Below are 19,862 nucleotides of genomic sequence, written 5' to 3'. Positions count from 1 at the left end.
ATTCTTTGCTGACAGTATCCAGCAATCATCAATTGAATATATGTTTCTTTATTTTTTATGTGTCAAATCAATCTAACTCTCTTACTTCAAACGGCAGCAGCCCTTGTTCAATTTGTGTGCGATGCGGTTCATATTGTACAGGCAGCATCAGTTTTTCGCCCATTGTATCCTGTGTTTCATCATGTGCAAAGCCCGGGGGATCAGTTGCGATTTCAAACAGGATTTCCCCATGTTCCCTGAAGTAAATGGCATTAAAGTAGTTTCTATCCCGAACAGGAGTTACACCATATCCATGGGAAGCAATATATCTTTGCCAATCTAACTGATCTTCATCATCGTTAGCCCGCCAAGCGATGTGATGCACCGTTCCGGCCCCCATTTGCCCGCGGCCAATAGGCGTTAACTTAAGGTCAATCACATTTCCGATATCACCGGCGGAACGATAACGAACGAAGTCTCCTTCTTTGCCGACTCGCTCCAGCCCCATGATGTTTTCTAAAAGCTCAGCGGTTTTGTCAGGCTGCGCTGATAATAGGGTTGCACCCCCAAAACCTTTAATGGCAACATCGGGCGTTACATCTCCGAAAGTCCACGTGTTAGCCTCTCCTTCTTCTCTTTCCACGATTTCTAAGTGCAGTCCATGAGGATCATCAAATTCTACATATTGTTCCCCAAAGCGCTCGATTTTGGTGTAGGGAACGTTGAACTTTTCTAGTCTCTTTTCCCAAAATGCCATAGCCCCTTTCGGCACGACATACGAAGTCACGCCAACTTGACCGTCTCCAATGACGCCTTGGCGGGCTCCGGCCCACGGAAAGAAGGTAATGATTGTTCCCGGCTTCCCGCCTTCATTCCCAAAATAAAGATGATACGTACCTGGGTCATCAAAATTGACAGTTTGCTTGACCAAACGAAGCCCAAGCACTCCTGCGTAAAAATCTGTGTTCTCTTGAGGGTGACCGACAATCGCTGTAATATGATGAATTCCCATCGTTTTTTTAGCCATTTTTATCCGCTCCTTTTACATATACTCAACAAACTCATTCACAGGCTTCCGGTAGCCGCGCGGTCTTCTGCTCTCTGTTTTTTCTTTTCCAATCGTAATCATCATGACAACCTCAAATTGGTCGTCTATGTTCAAAATCCGTTTTACGGCTTCCGCATCAAAGCCGATCATCGGGCAGGTATCCCAGCCTTTTTCCTTAGCACTCAGCATAAACATCATCGCAGAAAGTGAAGCATTCCTTATCGCCTCATCTCTCTTAAATTGTTCTCCCCTGTTTTCATAAAACGAAACGGTGTCGTGCACCATGTGGTCATACTCTTGCTTATTTAATATCCCCAATACCTTTAAACCTTCATAGATATCAGCCGCTTGTTGATATGCCTGCTTATCCCCTAATACCAAGAGAACCGCAGAAGAGCTAACCACTTTATATTGTCCATTTGCGGCCTGCTTCAGCTTTTCCTTTACGTCCTGGTCAAGAACCGCCACATATTTTGTATGCTGCAAATTAAAAGCCGATGGCGCCAATGCAACCAATTCAAACATCTCATTGAGATCTTCTTTTGTGATTGGATGACCTGAAAGAAAATTGCTTGCAGATCGTCTTTCATTGACTAAATGAGTAAATTCAGCCATTACGCTACACTCCCTTTTATCTCGAATTCGAGATATTATGTTATAAAAAATCATATTGAATATTGTGTAAAAGAACTGACAACGATTGAACACTTAGAGTTGCGCTTGATCGCTGATCTTTTCAATCAAATATCTCGAATTAAAATATCTTGAATATGAGATAATAATAAAATACAGATCTTCTCATGTCAATAGGTTTTTAACAATCAGGTGGAAATTTTTCACTGACGGCAGCATTTTAATGGCGAATCATCACTGTTGTTACATAAGAACTCATTTGTTTGCTGTATGACCTTTTAGCACAGCTCCAACTTTTTTTCTGTCACCTTATTTATTAGTAAACAGGAAACAACGTTGCTGTAGACCCACTCGAAATTGAATTGGTATGATAAGCAAAGTGATTACACAGGAAAGGATACGGAGAGCGTATATAGAGCACTCCTATTTTTTTGTGCAGTTTTATAGGAGGAAAAAATGGCAAGTGAAAGAGAACAAATAAGCAGAAAAGTTGCTTTGATTGCATTGATCGCCAATCTGATCTTAATGGCAGGAAAGGTCTTTTTTGGGCTGGTAGGCGATAGTGAAGCCGTGTTTGCAGACGGAATACATTCCGCGGCAGATGTCGTTGCTTCGATTGCAGTCTTGGCAGTGATCGGAATTTCCAATAAACCGCCCGATCAAGACCATCCTTTTGGTCACGGAAAAGCTGAAGTCATTAGTGAGGCGATTGTAGGAATTATCTTAGTGATCGTATCCGTTTATATCCTCATAGAAGCGATTCTGTCCTTTGTTAAAGGGCCAAGCGTTCCCCAATACAGCGCATTGTTTGCGGCTCTGATTTCGTACGTGGCTAAGGAAATCTTATATCGTTATTCTATAAAGCAAGGGGAAAAATGGAACAGCAAAGCGATTATAGCGATTGCGTACGATCATAAAGGCGATATCGTTGCCTCTCTTGCCGCTTTTATCGGCGTCCTGTTGGCTATCATCGGAAACACCCGCGGATGGTCCTATCTGTTGTACGCCGATGCCATTGCCAGTGCAATCGTTGCTTACCTCATTTTTAAGATTTCAATGGAATTAATCAGGCCGTCTGTTGATGTGCTCATGGAAAAGAGTGTTGATCCCGAGCTGATAGAGGAATATAAAGCTGTTATTTTTCAATGTGATCAAGTAAAACGAATTGATAGAATCCGCGCGCGAGAACATGGCCACTATAAATTGCTTGATGTCCGTTTATCTTTGGATCATGATTTGACAATTAAGCAGGGACACGATATTGCCCGCGAAATTCGAAATGAAATCAAAAGACAGTTTTCAGATGTAGAAGAAGTGCTCATCCATGTAAATCCTTATTTCGAAGAGTGAAAAGCTCCTTTTTAGAAGGAGCTTTTTCTTTATGATGCAAACTTTACCTTTAGAACTCGCCGTACTATATAATGTGTGTATATCAATCATAGGCACAGAAAGGTTGTTAGAATGAAGGAATTTTTTTCGATTGGAGAAGTGTCAAAGTTATTCAATGTGAAAATCTCTGCTCTTCGGTATTATGATGAAATCGGCCTTTTGAAACCGGAATATAAAGATGAGCAAACGAACTATAGATATTATTCTACCCAACAGTTTGAGCGGCTTGATACCATCAAGTATTTGAGGGCCCTAGGCCTGCCAATCAATAAGCTTCTTGATTTTTATAACTCTCAAAATACAAACACTCTTCTTCATTTACTAAAAAGCCAGCAGGCTGAAATTGATCGCAAAAAGAAAGAATTGGAACGCATCGAACGAAAGATCTCCCGACGCATCACACATATAGAAGATGCCGTTAACATGCCGTTACATCAAATTTCAAAAATCAAACTTCCCGCAATGCGTGTGGCTTACTTGCAGCATGAATATGTTCTCGGTCATGATATCGAACATTCGTTAGCTGAATTGAGAACCCACCTGAATGTAAACGAAGATATATTCATAGGCAAGATCGGTTTATCCATTTCTGCAGCAAATGTGAAAGCAAAACAGTTTGACAAATATTCCAGTATATTTATGATTCTTGAAGATGAAAATGAAAAAACTTCTTCAGAAATCATCTTTCCTTCAAGAGAATATCTGCAAATTAGGTTTAAAGGGTCACATCCAGAAGCCGAACCATACTACAAAAAATTACTGGCATATATGAAAGAACATCATTATGAAGTAGCAGGGGACTCAATCGAAATCACACTCATTGATTATGGCATTACGAATAACCTAGATAATTACGTGACTGAAATCCTGCTGCCCATCAAATAATCTCATGAATATGTTTTGATCTCCCTTGACTCTCTACTAACTAGAGGGTTTATTTTTTATGCAGGAATGATTTTTGGAGGAGAAAGCTTATGTTTGGAACGATTTTTAACACAGTGATGATCATTGCAGGAAGCATAATCGGAGGGATATTCAAAAAAGGCATTAAAGATGAATACCAGGATATTTTGATGCAGGCAATGGGATTCGCTGCAGTCGCGCTGGGGATCAACGCCATTACACAGCATTTGCCTGATAGTAAATATCCCATTCTATTCATCGTGAGTTTAGCCATTGGAGGTTTGCTAGGCCAGATCATCAATTTAGAATTACGATTCAACAAGCTGGTGAACAAATTTTCTAAAAGTAATTTAGCAGAGGGCTTATCTACTGCGGTCTTATTATTTTGTATAGGTTCGCTGTCAATATTGGGCCCTGTTGAAGCCGCTTTGCATGGAGATTATACATACCTCCTGACAAACGGGATGTTAGATGGGATCACCTCCATTGTGCTCGCTTCAACTTTTGGTTTTGGAATAGCGGCTGCAGCCATTGTATTATTTGCCTGGCAGGGCTCCATCTATTTATTTGCTAAAGTAATGGAGAGCGCAATCAATACAGACCTTATTAATGAAATCACAATTGTGGGAGGCATACTCATCCTCAGTTCAGGTCTAAGCATTCTTGGAATCAAGAAGTTCAAAACATTGAATTTGCTGCCTTCCCTCTTGATCCCTCCTGTTGTGATTTTTGTGATTCATGCATTTGGATTGCGGTTTTAATGAAGCGGCTCCACAAAGGAGGTTAATATTCTGTTATATTGATTTTCAATAATCTGTTCCAATCGTTTTATTTCCTTTTTATCTTGGATTTGACGTCTAACAACAACTGTATTATATTGTAAATAAAGTCTGTTATATCAAAATCAGATTCCCCATCACGAAACGGCACATTCATTTAAACAATGTTGGGAGGGGCATTTGTATGTCAAACCATTCATCTAGTATTCCCGAATTAAGTGACAACGGTATCCGCTATTATCAAACTTATAATGAAAGCCTTAGTCTTTGGCCGGTCCGTTGCAAATCATTCTATATATCTACTCGTTTTGGTCAAACACATGTGATTGCAAGCGGCCCAGAGGATGCCCCGCCGCTTGTATTACTCCACGGAGCATTATTCAGCTCGACGATGTGGTATCCCAACATCGCCGATTGGAGCAGCAAATACAGAACTTATGCAGTTGATATCATAGGTGATAAAAACAAGAGTATTCCTGAGAATGTAAGCGGTACAAGAACGGATTACGCCAATTGGCTTCTTGATGTGTTTGACAATCTGGGGATCGAAAAGTCCCACATGATCGGACTTTCGCTTGGCGGTCTCCATACGATGAATTTCCTTTTACGTATGCCTGAGAGAGTAAAAAGCGCAGCTATACTGAGTCCGGCAGAAACGTTTTTGCCATTTCATCACGATTTCTACAAATACGCTCTTGGCCTTACAGCGTCAAATGGAGTTGAAACATTCTTAAATTGGATGATGAATGATCAGAATGTGCTGCACCCGATTTTTGTGAAGCAGTTTCAGGCAGGGGTAATGTGGCAGGATGGATCAAGAAATCCAAATCCTAAAGCAGACGGATTTCCGTATGTTTTTACCGATGAGGAATTACGTTCAGCAAGAGTTCCTATCCTATTATTACTTGGTGAACATGAAGTCATCTATGATCCCCACTCAGCCCTGCACCGAGCCTCTTCATTCGTTCCTGATATTGAGGCGGAAGTCATTAAAAATGCCGGACATGTTTTATCGATGGAACAACCCGCTTACGTAAATGAACGTGTAATGCGTTTTTTCAATGCAGAAACAGGCATTTCACGGTAAGGGCTTATAAGATAGTGTTTTGCATTCATAAAGACCTGCAATATACTTCTAGCCGGGCATTTCAAAAAATAGAGTCTCTCTCATGGACTCTATTTTTCTTGGACAAAACCCGCAGCTGGTTTTGTGTGCTTGTTTCTTTAGGTTTCTTATATGATCAGTTGTAAAATCCTTTATTTTCAAGAAGGATTCTCAAGATCCTTGGCATCAAGTAGTGAATGCAAAGTCAAAAAATCATGTCACTTCTCCTGGGATGCCTGCTAGTATGATCAGCTTCTGCCAATATGAAACAAAGTTCCATCCATATCGAAAATGAGTGATGGCGCCATAAGTGTCTCCTTTTAACTGCCGACTTCATCTTCTAAATACTACCATAAGCAAAAAAGCAGATCATAAAAGATCTGCTTTTTCTATTACACACTGATTTGTTTCTTTTGTTCATGATCTATTTCCGGCTGTATTTCCTTTGTCAGTTGATGCCCTTCTATATCCACGTTCGGAATAATCTTGTCTAACCATTTCGGCAAATACCAGGCTGCATTCCCCATCAGCTTCATGACACTTGGAATCAGTGTCATTCTTACAATAAAGGCATCAAAGAGCACACCAAAGGAAAGTGCTAATCCGTTGGCTTTAATAGAAGCTTCGCCTGCAAAGATAAATCCTGCAAAAACGAAGATCATGATCAAGCCGGCTGCTGTAACAACAGGACCACTGTGTTTTAATCCAGCCTGAATGGCTTGTACTGGATTCTTTGTTTTTACATATTCTTCACGCATTCTGCTGACGAGGAATACTTGATAATCCATGGCTAACCCGAACAGAATCCCAATAGATAAAATCGGCAGGAACGCGAGTATCGGCCCTCTTTCAGGTATTTTGAAAAAGTCGATGAGATTCCCGTCTTGCAAGACAAATACACAAATCCCAAGAGTGGCTGTCATCGTCAACATGAAACCTGCAACAGCAACAAGCGGCACAAGCAGCGAACGGAAAACGATGGTCAGCAATACAAACGCAAATCCAACAATAAGTACAGCAAACACCGGTATCGCATCATTCAGGCGATCTGAAATGTCAATATTCACTGCAGTCGATCCAGTTACAAGCAAATCTACTCCGTTTTTATCTGACAAACTGCGTACATCGTGTACCAAATCTTTCGTTGTGACATCATTTGGACCTGTTTCCGGAACGACCGTAATGATGGCAAAGTTCCCTTCTTTATTAGGCATTGCAGGGGTGACACTTGCTACATGGTCTAAACCCTTTATTTCTTTCACTGCATCTGCGAAAGCCTCCGCCTTATTTTCTGTAGCATTTGCGGCATCCGCTACGATTGTTAATTGGCCATTAAATCCTTCTCCAAAGCCTTCGGCAAGCAAGTCATATGCCCGGCGATCCGGATTATCCTTAGCTTTCATCCCAGCATCAGGCAAGCCCAGTTCCAAATGCATAGATGGTATACTAATGACGATCAAAATCAGAATGCTGCATACACTTAGAATGATAGGATTTTTGGTGACAAAGCGTCCCCAGACATTTGTTTCAGTGCTTTGTTTTTCTATTTTCTTGTTTGATTTCGGAATCATCCGCTTCCCTGCAATCGATAAGACCGCAGGCACAAGTGTGATTGAAGCCAAAACAGCCATCAGTACACTAAGCCCTGCTGTCAGCCCCATCGCAGACATAAAAGGAATGTTAACGACAGTCAATCCGCAAAGTGCAACGATAACAGTAAGTCCGGCAAAAACGACTGCGCTTCCCGCTGTTCCCACGGCTCTCGCAATTGATTCATTCTTTTGTATGCCTTCGCCTAAAAACTGGCGGTGTTTCGTAAAAATAAATAAAGCATAATCAATACCAACAGCAAGGCCAATCATTCCGGCTAATGAAAGACTGACGGAAGCAATATCAAATACTTGTGTCCCAATCAAAACCAGTCCAATACTTACACCTAAACCAATCATTGCAGTTAAAATCGGCAAACCTGCTATTAATAAAGAACCGAATGTAATGGCTAAAACGACAAAAGCCAAGATAATGCCGACAATTTCAGAGACACCGCCTATCTCCATCTCGGCTCCCGGTACATCTCCGCTTAGCTCAGTTTGCAATCCTTCATCATCAGCCAGCTTCAAACTGTCTTTTAAGTGTTTGATAGAGTAATCCTTTATATCATCTGCTGATGATTTATACTTGATATCAGCATAGGCAACTGTGCCATCTTTCGCGATTGTCCCTGTCACAAAAGGACTTGCAATCGAGTCAACAGAATCATCTTTACTGATTTCTTTGAACGTATCTTCTATTGCTTTTTTTGCTGGCTTCCCAGTAAGTTTCTCCCCATCACCAGCACCGAAAATAACCCGTATGCTCCCTTTATCAGGACCGTGAGGAAATTCTTTTTGAATCACATCCATCGCTTTTTCCGAAGGTGTGTCAGGTATGGACATATCCTCAGAAAAACTTGGTTTCAAGGTGACTGCAAGGCCTATCGCAGCAACTAACACAACGATCCACGCACATATTGCTTTTATGCGATTGCGAGCAACCCATCCTCCTAATGTATATAACATTTTTGACATGATAATCTCCTTTCAACACATTGCTTGATCACATTCTTTCTCATTGTAGTTGACAATGAAATGAAAAAAACGTACATTCGGGCATGTACGTTTGGGCAATTTTCAAATATGCAGTTTAGTTGTCTATTGTCAGAATACCTTTTTGCATGGCAATCGTTACTGCCTCAGTTCTTGAATTCGCGCCTAATTTATTGTAAATGGACGTTAATCTGGACTTTACTGTTCGCTCAGAGACGCCCAAATCAAAGGCAATCGCTTTGCTTTTAAGACCTTTAGCAATTGCTTTTAGAACAATGACTTCCTTTTCTGTCAGCTGCGTCTCATTGCGCTGCTTTTTCATCCGCTCAAATTGGATTTCTTGCAGACGTTTGAGGATATCAGGCTGCAACAGCACATTTCCTCTGATCGCTGCATCCATTGTGTGAAAAAGGGTTTCTGAACTCGTATCCTTTAACAGATATCCTTTCGCTCCTAATTCAATCCCTTCGATCATTAAGTGATCTTCATTATATGTAGTCAAAATAATGATGGGGGTATCGTGTTTTTCTTTTATTTGTTTAATGGCCTCTAACCCGCTCATCTCCGGCATATACAAATCCATCAGAATGATATCCGGTTCTAATTCATCTGCAAGACGGACTGCGACTTTTCCATTTTCCGCCTCTCCTATAATGGTGTATTGATCATTCGTTTCAATTAAAAGCTTCAGACCTTCCCTCACGACAAGATGGTCATCAACGATTAAAACCTTATTCATCTTGCATCTCTCCCTGAATTGGTACAGTGATCTCAATTTGTGTTCCTTTCAATTTTGTACTCTTGATATTGAATTGGCCATTTATTGCCCTGACGCGTTCTTGTATGCCAAGAAGCCCATAATGTCCTCTCTTTTTCTTTCCTTTTTCAACATCAAATCCCTTGCCGTTATCCTTAACTGTTAAATGGAGCCTTCCCTTTTCATCATCCCAAATGGATATCCAGATTGTTTTCGCCTCAGCATGCTTTGCCGCATTCGTCATGCATTCTCCAATGATGTAATAACAGTTTTCAGCTGTACGCACATCCAGCACCTGATGCAATCTGTAATCTAATAAACAAGCCATGCCTGTCGACTCTATAAAATGATCCATTAGCGAGGTAATTCTTTCTTTTAAAACACCGATTTCTTCTGATTTGCTGCGGAGATCGTCAATAGCTGAACGTGCATCAGCTAATGTGCTTTTCACTCTTTTCATCGATTGTTGTATGATTTCCTTCGCTCTCTCTGTGTTGCCTTTGGCGAGATGAACATGAATCGCATCCAGCTGCATATTTAAACTGACAAGACCTTGAGCAAGCGTATCGTGTAAGTCTCGGGCCATCCGCTGTCTTTCGTTCTGCAGCGTCAGCTGTTCTACCTGCTGATGAGCCAGCTCCAGCCTTTCAAGAGTCAATTGAGCTTTTATTTTTTCATCGACTTGGGCAAAAAATGTTGCGGCATAAGTGATGATGACAATCATGATCGGCGCAGCAATAACAATAAAATGCAAAACTTCACCTTTATGAAGGTGATACGCCGAATTTATGACCAGCAGCAGCAATAGATAAAGAATGGGAATCGTCCTTCTTCTGTCTGCCATTCCTAAAATCTGTCCAATCAAAAATGCATAAAGGCCAATGATGACCAGCATAAGGTAGCCAGTCATGAGATTAGCAAGTGTAAAGGTGATCAAACCTTGTATCACAAAATACAGAACCACCCTTTTCTTAACCCAGCGATATGAGTGCCAATGAAGCAAAGCAAAAATGGCGATTAATATGGTAAACGCATAAAGCAATAAAATGGACCAGCCCCCAGAAACAAATTGCAGCACGATAGAGGCTATATAGATCATGAGAATAAAAGCCAGGCCCGGCACTCTGAGTGCAAGCATGTTTAATGCCCGCCTATCATGTGAGTAATATTTATCTTTAAAAGGATTCCTTATAAGCAAACCTTATCCACTTCCTTTACCTGTTTCACCGAATAGAGATTCATGAAAATCGAACCCATATTTCAACGTGCAAACATACATGTATCCAATCATTTTATAGGAAGAGAAGGAACACAACAATATCAGGTGCAGGGAAACATTAGAGTTTCCAACAAGTGATCATTGCCCAAACGTACATGAACGTTCTGCCTCTATGTACGTTTTATCTTTTCAAAATCATAAGGAACTTACTATTCATTGAAGGAATGATCATCATTGAAATCGATTGATCTCACAATTTTATCATTAAAGAGAAAAGGAATCCGGACCGAAAAGGTATTAAAAAATCAGAACCCTGATCGATTAAGCCATATGACAGACAAAAATGCGCAACCAAAAAGCAAGGAAAAAGAGGATTGAACATGTATTGGTTTCTAGGTGCTTTATTATATTTTCTGATCGGTACTTATATATTCATTAGAGTCACTAGAGACAGCCAATCAGGCTCATGGATACTGCTTGCATTAGCAGCTCCACTCATCATTGCTGGCTACCCTTATTTTTATTCAAAGAAGCTTCTTTCCAAAAGACGCTGAAACAGCTGTCATTCAAACCGCACATTGGTAAAATGATCAATACCGGGATACAATCTAGGTATTCTATGGAAAGGAGTCTTGCCTTATGAGTCAAAGAGTGTCCTACTATGAGATTGCACCTGAAGGTATGAAAATCATGATGGATATGGAGAAATACACGAAACAATCCTCAATTAACCGAACGACGAGAGAACTAATCAAAATCAGAGTCTCTCAAATGAACGGCTGTGCCTACTGCATAGATATGCATACGTCCGATGCCCGCAAAATGGGGGAAACTGAACAGCGAATTTACTGTTTACATGCTTGGAATGAATGTGATTTTTACTCACCTGAAGAGAAAGCGGCTCTCGAACTATCTGAACACATCACGCTCATTCCATCTAAAAGGGTTCCTGATGAGCTATATCATCGGGTGCGGGAACATTATGATGAAAAACAATATGTTGACCTTGTTCTCATCATTAATCAAATAAACAGTTGGAACCGCATCTCTATTGCAATGGGGAATCGAGCTGCTTCAAAATAAGAAGAAGGAGTAAGATTAGAACAAATCTTACTCCTCCTAGATATCGTGCCTCATCATCTGGTGTTTCCGCTTCAAAGTCCTAAATCTTCACGTTTAGGTGCTTTTCAAACGCGATTTTCCCGCTTTGTGTAATCCTAATCGCTCTCGTTTTAGGCATACGAACGATCCATTCTTCTTCTAACATGCGCACCAATAGGGCGTTTCCTAATGCTCCTGCAATATGATGCTGCCGTTCACTCCAATCCAAACAGCAGCGGGCAAAAGCTCTCCTCTTATTCCGTTGTTGCTCTTCATTGATGCCTAACTTTGAAAAGAATAAAGCACCCTCTGAAGTCACCTCAAAGTTTAAATCAACTTTTTTTAACATCCCCTGCTCAACTAGTGAATGTGCCATTTGCACGCCCACATAACCTGCCAAATGATCATAACAGGTACGGGCGAAATGCAAGTCCTTTTTCTCTTTTGACTCTTTTAAAGATTTGACTTTTGCTTTAGGCGCAATATGAAGCAATTGTTCGATCACATTTGCAGCATCTGAGTCAGACAATCTGTAATACCGATGTCTCCCATGCTTCTCTACGCTAATCAGCTTTGCTTCAAGCAATTTATTCAGGTGAAAACTGGCGGTTTGAGGTTTAATGTTAGCGAGATATGCAAGCTCTCCCGCAGGGTGTATCCTTCCATCCATCAGGCTGAGAAGAATGGAAGAACGCGAGGGATCTGATAGCAACGAAGAGATTTTTGCAATATTAGGATTCATGATTTTCCTCCTTACATTCATATTTCGATGATAGTTGAAATGTTAATCCTTTACAATATAAATGTAAGCGTGAAAGGAGGAAAAAACGTTGGACATCAAAAAACAAGACACTCGTCGATTTAAGGAAATCAAACCCAAGATCATGTATTATGGTACCTCGACATTTCTTCTAACCACATTGAATGAGGATGGAACCACTAATATTAGTCCTATGTCTTCTTCTTGGGCTCTTGGACATTATATAATCCTTGGAGTAGGACTGGGAGGAAAAGCCATCGACAATTTGGAAAGACACAAAGAGTGTGTCATAAACTTGCCTGGCCCGGAATTATGGGAAAACATTGAAAGAATTTCATCTTATAGCGGAAAAAAAAGCATACCGCCTTTAAAGAAGCAGCTCGGATTTACATATAAAAAAGAAAAATACGAGGCAGCAGGGTTAACGCCTTTACAATCAAAAACAGTATCACCAACACGAATCAAAGAATGCCCTATCCAAATAGAAGCCGAAGTGAAACACATTCGGCTTCCAGAATATGAATCGTCATTCGCAATTGTAGAGACGCAGGCACTACATTTTCATGCCGAGGAAAGTATTATACTAGACGAAAACCATATCAACCCTTCCAAATGGAGCCCGCTTATCTATAATTTCAGACATTACTTTGGTTTAGGAAGAGAAGTCGGAAAGACTTTTCGCTCAGAGACATGATCATTTTAAGACCGAACCATGATTTGATCTATTCTAGTAACCCTTGTTATTATCAGATCAAGCGATCATTAGGCTTGATCTCTTTTTTAGTGAAACATCCATTTAAGGATATAAAAGTTACCTGCTTGCCAATTCTTTTATCATTAAACCCAACTCATAAATCCCCTTTTGAAGGTCTTCAAGAGATGCATAAGCATATGATAAGCGAATATAATTCCCTTTTTCCTGAGCATAGATACTGCCGAGATTGAGCAGAATCCCTTTTGATAAGGCTTTAGTATAAAGTAATTTCATTGATATGGAAGGCAATATTTTTATCCAGACAAAAAATCCTCCTTTTGGGATATTCCATGTCGCCACATCTTTCAAATGAGTTTCTAAAGCACTCAAGGCCAATTCTCTTCTCACCTTTAATTGCTGCCTAACCTTTTCTACATGCTGCTGGTATTGGCCGGAAGTAAACCACTCTGCCGCTACTCTCTGGGATAGCGAACTGGATCCATAATCTGTTTGCATTTTAATGTCAGATAAACGTTCAATCACCGGTTCCGGTCCGACGATCCATCCAATCCTCAAACCTGGGCTTAATGTTTTCGATAAACTTCCTATGTACAGTACGTGTCCATTTTTATCAATTGTTTTAATAGGATATGGCGGAATTTCATCGATCCATAACTCACGATAAATGTCATCTTCAATAATAGGAAGCTGTGTATTCTCACTTACTGCTAGGATTTCTTCCCGTCGCTTTTTAGACATAAGAATACCAGTCGGATTGTGAAAACATGGATTTGTATATAAGATAGCCCTTCCCCGCTCTCCTCTTGTTAAATGAACATTTTCAGGCAAAAGTCCTTCATTATCCATAGGAAGTCCAGTCAGCTTCATACCAGCTGATTGAAATACGTGTAATGAATAAAGGTAGGAGGGCTGATCAAGATAAACGGTTGATCCTCTTTGTAACAGCCCCATTGATATCAGCTGCAAGGCTTGCAACGCTCCTGAGACAATCAGAATGGAAGAAGATGAGACGTTGATTCCAATGGTTTTTAAATAGTTGCTTAATGCCTCCCTCAAAGGTAAGTAACCTTTTGGTTCTTCATATCCGAATGCCTCCATGTGTTGAGATACCTTCCCCATCATCTCTTTCATAACAGCCAAAGGAAAAATCTCAGCTGAAAGTTCACCTTTACTGAGCTGTATAAGGTCTGTATTTGATTCTGATTGATTTATCTCTTGAACGATTTTTCGGCTTGGCATCTGAATGCCAGAGGTGACATATTGATCCCAATCGGGAGCAGAATTCTTAGCCATCAGTGTCCATGTGTTGTTGATAACAACTGTGCCTTTCCCCATTGTGCCTTCTATTAGCCCATCGGCCATCAATTCCTCTAACGCTGTAATCACTGTGCTCCGATTTACCTGAAAATCTTTTGCAAGCGTGCGCTGGCTTGGAATCTTGCTTCCAATCGGCCACTCTCCATTTCCTATTTTCTCTTTAATAAAATGAACGATTTGTCTGTACTTAGGGAGCTTTTTCATCTTTTTTTCTTCTGGAAAGCTCATAGAATCGGTCTCCTTAAAATAAATTGGTTGGGTCAAAATCCGTTTAACTGGTTGAAGCCATATCACCAAATCTTTATTAATATAAAACCACATTAAATAACTGGTTGGTTTTTGTAAAGAGGAGTGAGAGGAATGCGAAAGAAAACAGTTCAAATAATGATATCTCATAGTCTCATGATTGGTTTATGGGCATCTGCTTTTCCGGGAATTCGCGCAGGACTAGAAGGGTACACACCAGAACACCTTGCTTTATTTCGTTTGTTAATCGGCTCTATGGCATTATTGCTTTTTGCTGTTTTGACTCAGATGCACCTACCCGACTTGAAAGACATTCCTGCCATTTTTCTTTTAGGGTTTTTAGGATTTGCACTCTATCACATTTTGCTGAACATCGGTGAAAAAACAGTTAGTGCCGGAGTTGCAAGCTTACTCGTTACTACGGCACCGATCTTCTCAGCCATGCTATCCCGCCTGTTTTATAAAGAGCATTTTGGATTTACGAAATGGCTTGGCTCTATGATCAGTTTATTGGGTGTATTATTGATTGCATTTGGGGCGGGAGACTTTACATATTCAATGAGCGGTATCTTGGTCATCCTGCTGGCAGCATTTTCGGAGAGTATTTATTTCGTTTTTCAAGCCCGCTATATAAAAAAATATGGTTTTATTCCATTCGTTACATTCACCATTTGGGGCGGAACAATACCTATGCTTGTGTTTCTGCCAGGCTTAGGCGAAGAGATGATGAACGCTTCAATAAGCGCAACTTTGTCTATCGTTTACTTAGGATTATTGCCGACGGTTATTCCTTACTTCGCACTAGCATATGTCACTTCACTCGTCGGTGCTTCAGAAGCAACCCTTTCACTTTATGTTACACCGGCTTTAGCCTTGATCATATCTTGGATCTGGATCGGCGAAATACCCACACTGCTCTCTCTGCTAGGCGGAGTGGTTACAGTTGGCGGGGTATGTTTTACCTACCTAAAAGTAAATAAAATGAATAAGATTTTCATCACCCATTTTTCTGCTAAAAGGGTAAAAAAACTCTAAAACAAAAAAGATACCAACATCGGTTGGTATCTCCTTTTAAGGTTCTTTCATTAAGGTTAGCCAGTGTAGTAAATAGTGTATTCCGTAAACCCTAGTTTAGCTGCTAATGCAATGGACGAATTGTTGCAGATATCACAATCCCAGCTAGGAACAATCCCATTTTCAATACAAAACGCTATAAACCTATTTGCTACGCAATAAGCTAACCCCAGTCCTCTATATTCCTCAAGTGTATAGATATCCACTTCCGCTCGATTATGCCCTAAAAATATAGAAGTACACTCACTTACTACATGATTGCCATGTAATACGGCAAACCCAAAACCTTTTGAAGCAAACTGTGAGACAGAATCCCAATACTCCTCATAATACGCGCTGTTAAACGCTGTGCTGTGTGAAATGATGTCTTCGTCTATTCTTTTCAATACAAGACCCTTTGGCAGTTGCAAAGTCTTTTTGAAAGATTTTGGTTGATAAGAAAATGCAGCTCTTCTCATTTGGTTCAAGTCATCTTTCAGTATGGGTTTCAGTACGCTATCCCATGTATCACTGGAAGAAAACAAGGTAAATCGTTTTGATGATTTCACTTGTTCTTCATAATATCCTGCAATGAAATCATGAAAATCCCGATTCCCTTGGTCTCCCGCAATAAAATAAATGCCTGATTCAGTTCCTATAAAAAACGATTTAGGAAAGGTTTGATCATCTGCATAAACAGCTCCCGGAATGGTTTGGTCTAATATTGAATAGACAAATGTGGACAATATTTGTCATCAAACATTGTTTTTAAGCTACTGTATTTTTCTTTTGTTAATTCCTGCAAAACAGACAACTCCTTTAAAACACCGTCTCCTTCATGATTCTGTTCACAAATCAATTTTCCTCTGTCACCAGCTAAATAACTTCCCTGTTACGAATCTCAGACAAATAAAAACAAAAACAGGTGTCTGCACTCAGCTCGCAGACACCTGTTGAACAACACATTGCATTATATAACCCAAGGAAACGCTGAATATATCGATTCTTTATTCCCCAGTTACAGCAAACTGTTTTAAACGGTCACCAATTTCATCACGGACCCTTTGGAAACACTTCTTCTGTTCCGTGTGCTTTTGCCGGATCATCAAATTTATCCGATGTTTGATTTGAAATATCAATCCCTGCTTCTTTCATAGCTTTGACAGCTTTCAGATGTCATCCATGACATTCGATTTCAGCGCTATACTCATTCCACTTGTCCCCAAGGTATTTTCTCCCCCACCCTTCAGCCATTTGGCTGCGGCAAGAGTTACCAGTGCATTGTTTTCCTTGATATAGTGACCTTGTCCTTTTAGAAACAAGAATGGATTATCAGCAGCCAAATATACAGGCCGACAAGTGTGATCAATAAAGTGGGTATCGTGAGGATAATTCCTGTTTTAAAATACGTGCCCCAGGAAATCTTCATACCTTTGTGCGAAAGAACATGAAGCCATAATAATGTCGCCAAGGAACCAATCGGTGTTATTTTAGGCCCTAAATCTGAACCGATCACATTTGCATAAATAAGCGCTTCTCTCATCATCCCATGTGTATCTGTACCGGCAATCGCCAATGCGTCAATCATAACAGTCGGCAAGTTATTCATAATGGAAGAAAGAATCGCCGCAATAAAGCCCATTCCAATTGTCCCAGCAAACAATCCTTGATCAGCTGCGGCTTGAATCACATCTGAAAGGACATCCGTTAATCCGGCATTTCGGACACCATACACAACAACGTACATGCCAATTGAAAAGAATACGATAGCCCATGGCGCCTCTTTCACCACTTTCTTTGTATGGACGGCCGGACTCTTTTGCGCAGCGATTAAGAAAATGATTGCAATGCTGCCCGCTACCACTGATACAGGGATAGAAAAAAATTCACTTGCAAAATATCCAATTAACAGCAGCCCTAAGATATACCATGACAGTCTGAACATGTTTTGATCTTTAATTGCTTCAACAGGTTTTTTAACCTCAGTCAGATCATAGCGTTTTGGTATGCTTTTTCTAAAGAAAAGGTAAAGTACAATGATGCTCGCCAGCAGCGAAAACAGGTACGGGACAACCATTCTGGATGCATAATCAATAAACGTAATATGAAAATAGTCCGCTGAAACAATGTTGACCAAATTGCTCACTACTAAAGGAAGCGAAGTGGTATCCGCAATAAATCCGCTGGCAATGATAAAAGGAAAAACTAATTTTTCATTAAAATGTAATGCTCTGACCATCGCTAATACGATTGGTGTCAATATAAGAGCTGCACCGTCATTTGCAAATAACGCGGCGACAATAGCTCCTAATAGAGATACATAAACGAACATCCGCACACCGTATCCTTTTGCAGCCTTAGCCATATGAAGCGCTGCCCATTCAAAGAAACCGATATTATCAAGAATTAACGATATCAGTATGATGGCCACAAAAGCCAATGTCGCATTCCAAACAATCCCTGTCACAGTTAACACATCATGAAAATTGACAACACCTGCTATTAGAGCTAAAACTGCGCCTCCACAGGCTGACCACCCTATAGATAAATTTTTCGGCTGCCATATGACCAATACTAGAGTTAATAAAAAGATGAATACTGCCAAAATCATTGATGTCAATCTAATGCCTCCTTACTGGCAACACGCTTGAGTTTTCTTTTGTTTGATATGGTTTAACAATTCATCCTCCTGATCAATTTGATGTAAGATCAATTGCAATGTATCAAACTCAGGACAGGAACCATTTATTGAATAATAACGCCATTGGCCTCTTCTGTCCTCATTCACAAAACCTGCGTTTTTTAATTTCCGCAAATGCTGGCTTATGGCGGGCTGGCTCATTTCGAACATATCAACCAATTGACAGACACAATATTCTTTTTCAAGAAATAATCTCATCATTATAAGCCTAGTTTGATCACTAAGTGTTTTCAAACAACGAGTCATCGCCGCAACATCAATCGTCATATGAGCTCCTCCTTCCCAAATCAATATATAAGCAAATCGTTATATACACGCCAAATGATTATACATTCCCCTTTACGTTTCCATATGTAGCGCTCCGTATATCTTAAGGATCAAAACTTCGAAAACGAAAACCTGAGTCGCTCCCCGCGTTTCCTTAGCGCCCACGTCATTATATAAACTTTTATTTATATAAACAATCCCTTATATTTGGAACATCAAATATTCCGGTATAAATATTAGACTATTTCAGTTATGGGAGTAGTCATAGAGCCCAAGCTGAAACTAGACAATCATCTGGATATTAAAAAACAGGTCTCTTTAGAGGCCTGTTTACATTGCAAGTATTTTTTCCATTGCCATGACACCTACATAATGGCCATCGATTTTCCCCTGTTGTTTAAATACTCCAACTTTGCGATATTCCATTGAAGTATAGAACCCTTGTTCCAATCGATGAAAAGGAATGTAATAATATGATGTTATGTATTCACGATTGAATGACTTCTTTTTCGACATCCGATAAGAGAACTTTTCCCTCGATTCCGCTCAGCAACAAAAATCTTATCTTTCACTGTGCGATTAGAGAGAACCAATTTGTCATATAATCCGCAGCTTTTGCAGTTCTTATCAGCTACATACTCTCTGTAGCAGAGGTAGCTTGAACTCCCTTAAACGCGTTCATCACCAAATCATGCACATAGGAATCATTCACCTCATCCCCTGTTATAAGCAGACGATAGAAAATTGGTCCGTAAATGAGATCTATGCTTACTTCAATATCAAGATTCTCTCTCAATTCACCTTTCTGAATTCCCTTTTCTAGAAGGCCTTTCGCTTGGAGGCGGCGAGGCTGGAAAAATCGCATGCGATATTCTTCTGCCAATTTTTCATCCAACTGCCCTGCACCTATCAATTCCTTAATAACGGTTCCTTCCCGGCTTGTCAAAAACCTAGCTAAATTCGTGGCGTGGGTTACTATATCTTGTACTGACGACCCTGTATCAGGCACAGGCAGCCTGTCCGTCGCTGTCGAAAGAAAGCTGTCCATGATAACGGCAGCTTTGTTAGACCACCATTTATAAATCGTTGCTTTACTCACTTTCGCACGCTCGGCAATTTTATCGACTGTCACCGCATCGAAGCCTTTTTCCAGCAATAGACCATAGGCTGCAGAGAGAATCGCCTTATGTGTTCCTTCATCACGCGGCCGCCCTCGTTTACTCTGCACATGAATCATTCCTTTCCGAAATATAAACTATACGTTCAGTATACTTAACCTGAATAAAAAAGAAAACAGAAACCCAT

Annotated in this window: 19 protein-coding genes and 2 pseudogenes; 9 read left to right on the top strand and 12 right to left on the bottom strand. The window is 40.3% G+C overall.

Annotation, left to right across the window (positions count from 1 at the left end):
• Window positions 1-67 precede the first annotated feature (67 nt).
• Both MHI44_RS14585 and MHI44_RS14580 read right to left on the bottom strand, forming a co-directional pair.
• Window positions 68-1,006: a ring-cleaving dioxygenase gene (locus MHI44_RS14585; protein ID WP_014478981.1), complete on the bottom strand. Its 939-nt coding sequence runs from the start codon at window positions 1,004-1,006 to the stop codon at window positions 68-70.
• A gap of 15 nt (window positions 1,007-1,021) precedes the next feature.
• Window positions 1,022-1,642 carry a nitroreductase family protein gene (locus tag MHI44_RS14580; protein ID WP_041850752.1) on the bottom strand — a complete coding sequence of 207 codons (621 nt, stop codon included), beginning with the start codon at window positions 1,640-1,642 and terminating at the stop codon, window positions 1,022-1,024.
• A gap of 474 nt (window positions 1,643-2,116) precedes the next feature.
• On the opposite strand from MHI44_RS14580, the gene mneP reads away from it, so the two are divergent.
• The 4 genes from mneP (at window position 2,117) to MHI44_RS14560 (ending at window position 5,818) form a co-directional block, all read left to right on the top strand.
• Window positions 2,117-3,010 (top strand): manganese transporter MneP, encoded by an 894-nt coding sequence (mneP, locus tag MHI44_RS14575; protein WP_015252717.1) that lies wholly within the window; start codon window positions 2,117-2,119, stop codon window positions 3,008-3,010.
• 111 nt (window positions 3,011-3,121) lie between these two features.
• Entirely contained in the window at window positions 3,122-3,934 is an 813-nt protein-coding gene (locus tag MHI44_RS14570; RefSeq protein WP_003234177.1) for a MerR family transcriptional regulator, read from the top strand.
• Between the two features lie 89 nt (window positions 3,935-4,023).
• Window positions 4,024-4,713, top strand: coding sequence for a DUF554 domain-containing protein (locus tag MHI44_RS14565; protein WP_015252719.1), 690 nt, complete (start codon window positions 4,024-4,026; stop codon window positions 4,711-4,713).
• 202 nt (window positions 4,714-4,915) lie between these two features.
• A complete protein-coding gene (locus MHI44_RS14560) occupies window positions 4,916-5,818 on the top strand; it encodes a carboxylesterase (protein WP_003234180.1) in 903 nt (300 codons plus the stop codon).
• A gap of 410 nt (window positions 5,819-6,228) precedes the next feature.
• Here the strand turns inward: MHI44_RS14560 and MHI44_RS14555 are convergent, their stop codons facing one another.
• The 3 genes from MHI44_RS14555 to ydfH all read right to left on the bottom strand — a co-directional run bounded on the left by MHI44_RS14555 (window position 6,229) and on the right by ydfH (window position 10,376).
• A complete protein-coding gene (locus tag MHI44_RS14555) occupies window positions 6,229-8,403 on the bottom strand; it encodes an MMPL family transporter (protein WP_319621875.1) in 2,175 nt (724 codons plus the stop codon).
• A 115-nt stretch (window positions 8,404-8,518) separates the two neighbouring features.
• A complete protein-coding gene (ydfI, locus tag MHI44_RS14550) occupies window positions 8,519-9,160 on the bottom strand; it encodes a two-component system response regulator YdfI (protein WP_003244318.1) in 642 nt (213 codons plus the stop codon).
• A complete protein-coding gene (ydfH, locus tag MHI44_RS14545) occupies window positions 9,153-10,376 on the bottom strand; it encodes a two-component system sensor histidine kinase YdfH (RefSeq protein ID WP_015252722.1) in 1,224 nt (407 codons plus the stop codon). Before ydfH ends, ydfI begins: the two co-directional genes overlap by 8 nt.
• A gap of 255 nt (window positions 10,377-10,631) precedes the next feature.
• Between ydfH and MHI44_RS14540 the strand changes: the two genes are divergently transcribed.
• The 3 genes from MHI44_RS14540 (at window position 10,632) to MHI44_RS14530 (ending at window position 11,480) form a co-directional block, all read left to right on the top strand.
• A complete protein-coding gene (locus tag MHI44_RS14540; RefSeq protein WP_014478971.1) occupies window positions 10,632-10,775 on the top strand; it encodes a hypothetical protein in 144 nt (47 codons plus the stop codon).
• Complete coding sequence (locus tag MHI44_RS14535; RefSeq protein ID WP_010886421.1) at window positions 10,772-10,951, top strand: hypothetical protein; 180 nt, start codon at window positions 10,772-10,774, stop codon at window positions 10,949-10,951. The genes MHI44_RS14540 and MHI44_RS14535 overlap by 4 nt, the downstream gene beginning before the upstream one ends.
• A gap of 85 nt (window positions 10,952-11,036) precedes the next feature.
• Window positions 11,037-11,480 carry a carboxymuconolactone decarboxylase family protein gene (locus MHI44_RS14530; protein WP_014478970.1) on the top strand — a complete coding sequence of 148 codons (444 nt, stop codon included), beginning with the start codon at window positions 11,037-11,039 and terminating at the stop codon, window positions 11,478-11,480.
• 79 nt (window positions 11,481-11,559) lie between these two features.
• Here the strand turns inward: MHI44_RS14530 and MHI44_RS14525 are convergent, their stop codons facing one another.
• Window positions 11,560-12,240: a winged helix-turn-helix domain-containing protein gene (locus tag MHI44_RS14525; protein ID WP_014478969.1), complete on the bottom strand. Its 681-nt coding sequence runs from the start codon at window positions 12,238-12,240 to the stop codon at window positions 11,560-11,562.
• 88 nt (window positions 12,241-12,328) lie between these two features.
• On the opposite strand from MHI44_RS14525, the gene MHI44_RS14520 reads away from it, so the two are divergent.
• Window positions 12,329-12,952: a flavin reductase family protein gene (locus MHI44_RS14520; RefSeq protein ID WP_029725823.1), complete on the top strand. Its 624-nt coding sequence runs from the start codon at window positions 12,329-12,331 to the stop codon at window positions 12,950-12,952.
• Between the two features lie 117 nt (window positions 12,953-13,069).
• On the opposite strand, the gene MHI44_RS14515 is transcribed toward MHI44_RS14520, so the two are convergent.
• The gene (locus MHI44_RS14515; RefSeq protein ID WP_015252725.1) at window positions 13,070-14,518 is read right to left on the bottom strand and encodes a PLP-dependent aminotransferase family protein; all 1,449 of its coding nucleotides are present in this window, start codon (window positions 14,516-14,518) and stop codon (window positions 13,070-13,072) included.
• A 132-nt stretch (window positions 14,519-14,650) separates the two neighbouring features.
• On the opposite strand from MHI44_RS14515, the gene MHI44_RS14510 reads away from it, so the two are divergent.
• Window positions 14,651-15,571: an EamA family transporter gene (locus MHI44_RS14510; protein ID WP_339202244.1), complete on the top strand. Its 921-nt coding sequence runs from the start codon at window positions 14,651-14,653 to the stop codon at window positions 15,569-15,571.
• A gap of 56 nt (window positions 15,572-15,627) precedes the next feature.
• On the opposite strand, the pseudogene MHI44_RS14505 reads toward MHI44_RS14510, so the two are convergent.
• From MHI44_RS14505 to MHI44_RS14485, 5 genes and pseudogenes are all read right to left on the bottom strand, one after another.
• Window positions 15,628-16,403: pseudogene (locus tag MHI44_RS14505) on the bottom strand (GNAT family N-acetyltransferase).
• 193 nt (window positions 16,404-16,596) lie between these two features.
• Window positions 16,597-16,843 (bottom strand): annotated as a pseudogene (locus MHI44_RS14500) (hypothetical protein).
• A 58-nt stretch (window positions 16,844-16,901) separates the two neighbouring features.
• Window positions 16,902-18,209 (bottom strand): arsenical efflux pump membrane protein ArsB, encoded by a 1,308-nt coding sequence (locus MHI44_RS14495; protein WP_015252728.1) that lies wholly within the window; start codon window positions 18,207-18,209, stop codon window positions 16,902-16,904.
• Window positions 18,210-18,221: 12 nt separating this feature from the next.
• Window positions 18,222-18,557, bottom strand: a complete 336-nt coding sequence (gene aseR, locus MHI44_RS14490) for a metal-responsive transcriptional regulator AseR (protein WP_015482851.1) — start codon at window positions 18,555-18,557, stop codon at window positions 18,222-18,224.
• 631 nt (window positions 18,558-19,188) lie between these two features.
• Window positions 19,189-19,785 (bottom strand): TetR/AcrR family transcriptional regulator, encoded by a 597-nt coding sequence (locus MHI44_RS14485; protein ID WP_080348090.1) that lies wholly within the window; start codon window positions 19,783-19,785, stop codon window positions 19,189-19,191.
• Between the last annotated feature and the right edge of the window lie 77 nt (window positions 19,786-19,862).

The sequence above is a fragment of the Bacillus sp. FSL K6-1366 genome, from assembly GCF_037976695.1.
In the GTDB taxonomy this organism is placed as follows: Bacteria; Bacillota; Bacilli; order Bacillales; family Bacillaceae; genus Bacillus; species Bacillus subtilis.
The sequence above is the reverse complement of the archived record's forward strand: the minus strand, read 5'-3'. Positions and strand labels throughout refer to the sequence as shown.